4 protein-coding genes are annotated in these 4,717 nt (G+C 38.4%); 2 read left to right on the top strand and 2 right to left on the bottom strand.

Annotation, left to right across the window (positions count from 1 at the left end; all coding sequences use genetic code 11):
- Positions 1 to 6: 6 nt before the first annotated feature.
- Both FC65_RS08835 and FC65_RS08830 read right to left on the bottom strand, forming a co-directional pair.
- Entirely contained in the window at positions 7 to 543 is a 537-nt protein-coding gene (locus tag FC65_RS08835; RefSeq protein ID WP_235803115.1) for a tyrosine-protein phosphatase, read from the bottom strand.
- A 167-nt stretch (positions 544 to 710) separates the two neighbouring features.
- On the bottom strand, positions 711 to 1,793 hold the full coding sequence (locus FC65_RS08830; protein ID WP_056972395.1) for an NAD(P)-dependent alcohol dehydrogenase: 1,083 nt from the start codon (positions 1,791 to 1,793) through the stop codon (positions 711 to 713).
- Between the two features lie 291 nt (positions 1,794 to 2,084).
- Between FC65_RS08830 and FC65_RS08825 the strand changes: the two genes are divergently transcribed.
- Positions 2,085 to 4,454, top strand: a complete 2,370-nt coding sequence (locus FC65_RS08825; protein ID WP_056972394.1) for a sigma 54-interacting transcriptional regulator — start codon at positions 2,085 to 2,087, stop codon at positions 4,452 to 4,454.
- A gap of 2 nt (positions 4,455 to 4,456) precedes the next feature.
- On the top strand, positions 4,457 to 4,717 hold a 261-nt coding region (locus tag FC65_RS08820), incomplete at its 3' end, for a PRD domain-containing protein (RefSeq protein WP_056972393.1).

The following is a 4,717-nucleotide window of genomic DNA, read 5'->3' as shown; positions in this document are numbered from 1 at the left end:
TTTCATTTACACAAACTTCTTGACACTCCCTTTTAGGTAGTCTTCCATGATCTGATGATCATTTGCTCCGGCAATTTTTAAAATCAAAGCTGCAGCAAAACCCGTGCGGTCTTTACCAGCAAAACAGTGGAATAAAAGCGGATCGTTATTTGTGAGCAAATCAGTTAAAAATTGTGCATAGCCGTGGCAGGCCGAATCACTTGTCACCATTTGCTCATAAGTTGTTAGCATGTTTTCATGAGCATCGCCTGTTCCTTCGACCATTTCGTCCATCGAAGCTTGGTTTGCTTTAGCAGTTTGCAAAATGTCTAAATGCGTAAAAGTCACGCTCGGTATTTTTGTATCCGGCATCTTTTGCACTTCTTCAGCACTTCTAAAATCATAGATCCTTTTGAGTGAACAAGAATTTTGTAAAAAATTAACGGTATCGTTAGAAATATCTACGACCTGACCACTGCGAAAGAAAATATTTGGAGTTAAGGTTCCATTTGCTACTGGAATACCTCCAATATCTCTAAAATTAACTGGCTGAATTTGTGACATGAATTTCTCCTCTTTCAAAATTATTTAAGCTTCATACTAATAATTATATGTGAATTTAGGCAAGTTAGTAAATACGTTTTTTTAAATGCTTTACCTAAAAAATAGAGCAAAAAAATCAAGCCGTTAGCAATTTACAGCTTGATTTGGATATTTTAATGATAGATCAACTATTTAGTGCGTAGTTTTTCGTTTGGATAAATAATGACTTTCAAAGAATCGCTTTTGGCGGTTCTTGTCCGCTCAAAAGCGTCTCTAGTATGCTCTAGGTCATAAAAGTCGGTCAACAAATTTTCGGCTTCATCCATGTGATCGTGTAAGATCTTGATTGCTAATGGATAAGTGTTGGCATAGCGGAAAACACCAAAGATTTGAGGCTCATAAGTTGTCATGAACATGATGTCTAGTGGGGCTGTATCATGTGCAGGCATTCCGACGTAGGCAATTTTTCCACTACGGCCTAAGGTCAAGAGGGCGTCACTTTCAGCGTGGTTATTTCCTGAAGCTTCGATCACGTAATCTGCACCATGATCATTGGTCAAGTTCTTAACTTTTGTTTTGATATCCTCCTTAGTTACATCGATCGTGTCAGTTGCTCCTAATTTTTTGGCAACCTCTAAACGACTCAGTTCTGCATCACTAGCAATGATTTTTCCAGCATTGAAGGCGCGTGCTGCTAAGATCGCCAATAATCCCACAGGTCCTGAACCAGAAATGAAAACAGTCGAACCTGGTTGGATGTCCATCAGCTGAGCTGCATGGATCGAAACAGAGAAGGGTTCACTTAACGAACCGGCTTCGTATGTCATATCGTCAGGAATATGATACACAAAATCTGCTGGCCAAGTAATATATTGCGTTAAATCGCCGTTGACAGGCGGTGTTGCCATGAATTTCACGTTAGGACATAAGTTATAGCGCCCTGAGCGACAGTACTCGCATTTGCCGCAAGGAACACCTGGCTCTAAAGCGACACGATCGCCGACTTTGAAGCCAGTTACTTCGTCACCGACAGCAATAATTTGACCCGAGCTTTCATGGCCTAAAATCAAAGGAGCATTGACTACAAAATCACCCAATCTTCCGGAATCGTAAAAATGAACGTCAGAACCGCAGATCCCAACAGCCATTACTTTAACTAGGACATCTGTAGGCTTCATTTCTTTGACAGGAGTTTCTTTGATCTGCATATCATATACTTTGTTTAAAACAGCACTTTTTGTAGTAGTTGGTAATTCTTCTGTTCGTGACATAAAAAACCTCCTCGTATTGTAAAACAAAAACACAGTATAAAATTCTGTGCGGGCGACAAAACAATTAAATTTATTTAATTTTATGTAAAAATAATAACATATTATGCCTTGGATTGTTCAGTAATACACTTGTTAAAAAGCATAAATCGATAATAGATCATCTACGTATTTTCTTATCTATCAGGTAATTGCTAGGAAGGCAGAAAACTGGTTTTTGCTTTTGCCCTTGTTAAGTTGGCAAAAAGTGTTTAAATAAAGTTAAGCACTTTTTAATCAGAATGAGGTGAGAATTTGCCTAAAGCAAAATATCGTGTTTTAGACCAACTAAAAGAATTAGTTCACGATTCCCAGAAAGTCACCACGCAAATGGTAGCCGAGGCTGCTGGCCTTTCACGCGGAGTTACAAGTTCATATTTATCTAAGCTTTATCATGAAGGATTGATCATTAAAAGCGGAACGAAACCTGTCTACTGGCAATTGGCGGGTGGGGGTGATGCTTTTTCTGCCATGATCGGTGCTGATGGAAGTTTGAAAAAAATCGTAGAAGAATGTAAGTCGGCGGTTGACTACCCTCCTTATGGCTTTCCGCTGATAATCACTGGTCCATCCGGGGTCGGGAAAAGCTATCTGGCTTCTTTGATCTTTAAGTATGCTAAAGAAAAGGGTGTTATTTCTAAAGACGCTAATTTTACGGTGCTTAATTGTGCGGACTATGCAAATAACCCGGAGTTACTTTCTTCGGTTTTATTTGGTTATAAAAAAGGAGCCTTTACGGGAGCCAATGCCGATATGCCCGGATTAGTCGATCAAGCGGATGGTGGGTATCTTTTCTTAGATGAAGTGCATCGCTTGCCCCGCGAAAGCCAGGAAAAATTATTTGTTTTATTGGATTCTGGCGATTTCTATCCATTGGGTGAGAATAAAGAAAGGCATCATGTTCAGGTTCGTTTTATTTTTGCTACTACTGAAAATTTGGATAATAACCTATTACAAACTTTTCAACGGCGTGTTCCCTTGCAAGTTGAATTAACTGCGATCTCAAAACGTCCATTATTGGAACAGTGCCAGTTGATAGAACACTTCTTTAAACGTGAAGCTTTAGAAATGCAACGCGATATCCGTGTCTCGTATAGTACGGTCAAAGAATTGTTGAATACGAAACAAATCGGGAATGTTGGTTCATTGGCTAATCAGATCAAATTGTTGTGTGCTGAAGCGTTTAGCAATAATAGCGGCTTAGATCTACTAGAAATCACTTTGCCTGGTAAGAATGACAATAATATAGAGGAGGGATACTGGCTGATCAAGGGTTCGGGTGCCGAAAAACTCATAACGGGCAACACTGATGAGCTTTACTCATCTTTAAGCACATTACTAAGCACATTGCAAAGCCAGGAACGGCAGCAATCAAAAATTAATGAACAATCATTGACTTTGACGCGCTTCTTACGTGATACACGCCGGACATCCGCTAGTTTGATTTTAGATGATTACTTTACAGATTATATTCAACGAAAAATCGAACATGCATTACAAATGGTCAGTGCACGTTATGGTGTCCTCCAAGAAATTTCAGAGCGTAAGATCAATAGAGCTGCCGAAATGATCAGCTTATTGCAGAAAGCAACAGAATTGCCGGATGCTAAAGATGTAGTTATTTTAAGCGAAAAACATTTTCCGCGGACAATATATTTATGCCAAAAAACGATGAACCTAGCTGACATTCAGGTAAATCAAGAGTGGTTCGAATTAATTTTGCTTTACGTGATTTTTGGAAATGAAGCTAATAAGATCGAAGGTCAAAATTTGTTAGCAATCATGGTTTGTCACGGTGGCGGGATGGCTTCTAGTATTTGTTCGGTGGTCAATGATTTGTGCGGCAATTATATTTTTGAAGCATTTGACATGCCGATCGATGTTTCTAACCGCGAGATCAGTCAACAGGTCAATAACTATATTAAAAAACAAGGCAGAGGCTATGCCGGGACAATTTTACTGTTTGATATGGGATCACTAAGTAATATGTATCGGGAAGTCAAATCATTACTCGACACGGATCTGTTAGTGATCAACAATTTAACTACTGCAATTGCTTTAGATATTGGATTGCAGATCCAACAAAAAAAAGAGTTTAAAAAAATTGCGGAAAAGGCAGAAAAATATCCAAACACAATGAATGTCCAATATTATGAAGGAATTTCTCAACAACAGAATATTATTGTTTCGTGTATGTCTGGAGTTGGTTTGTCGAAAGAAGTTAAGGAGATATCACAGGCTTGTTTACAAAGTGAAGTTGAGCTTATTACAATGGATTATCGGGACTTAAAGGCAACTTTGCAAAATCATGATCACTCTTACTTCAAAAATACCCGCTTTGTGTTAACGACTGCGGATGTGCCTGATCAAAATGTTGCTGAAGTTATTAACATCTACGACATTATGGATAAGAATGGTGATTTAAAATTACGTTCTTTACTAGAGCAAATGGGCGAAAATAAGCGAACGATCAATGATTTGATGGATGAACTACTTCGTTTCTTTACGATTGGCGGAATAAAAGGGCGTTTACGCTTTATGAACCCAGAAATAGTCATTCCTGAAGTACAAGAGATAGTTGCTAAATTCGAAGGATATTATCACTTGGATCTAAGCGGTAAATAAAATTGAACCTTTATATGCATATTGCTCTGATGTTTGAGCGAATGTTGTTGAATAATGACCGCTCGTTTGAACAGTTGAATACTAAAGAAATGAGTGCAACTGAGGAAGAGTTTTATTCAGTTGCTCGGAATATCTTTCATTCTGCTGAGTCTAGATATAATATCAAGGTCGATGATTATGAGCTGTCACTGATGTATGAATTGTTTAAACCAATGCTGCTTAAAGAAGTGCTTAAAAACGGTTCTTTATCAAGTGGTACTGAT

Source organism: Ligilactobacillus acidipiscis DSM 15836, from assembly GCF_001435755.1.
Lineage (GTDB): Bacteria > Bacillota > Bacilli > Lactobacillales > Lactobacillaceae > Ligilactobacillus > Ligilactobacillus acidipiscis.
The sequence above is the reverse complement of the archived record's forward strand: the minus strand, read 5'-3'. Positions and strand labels throughout refer to the sequence as shown.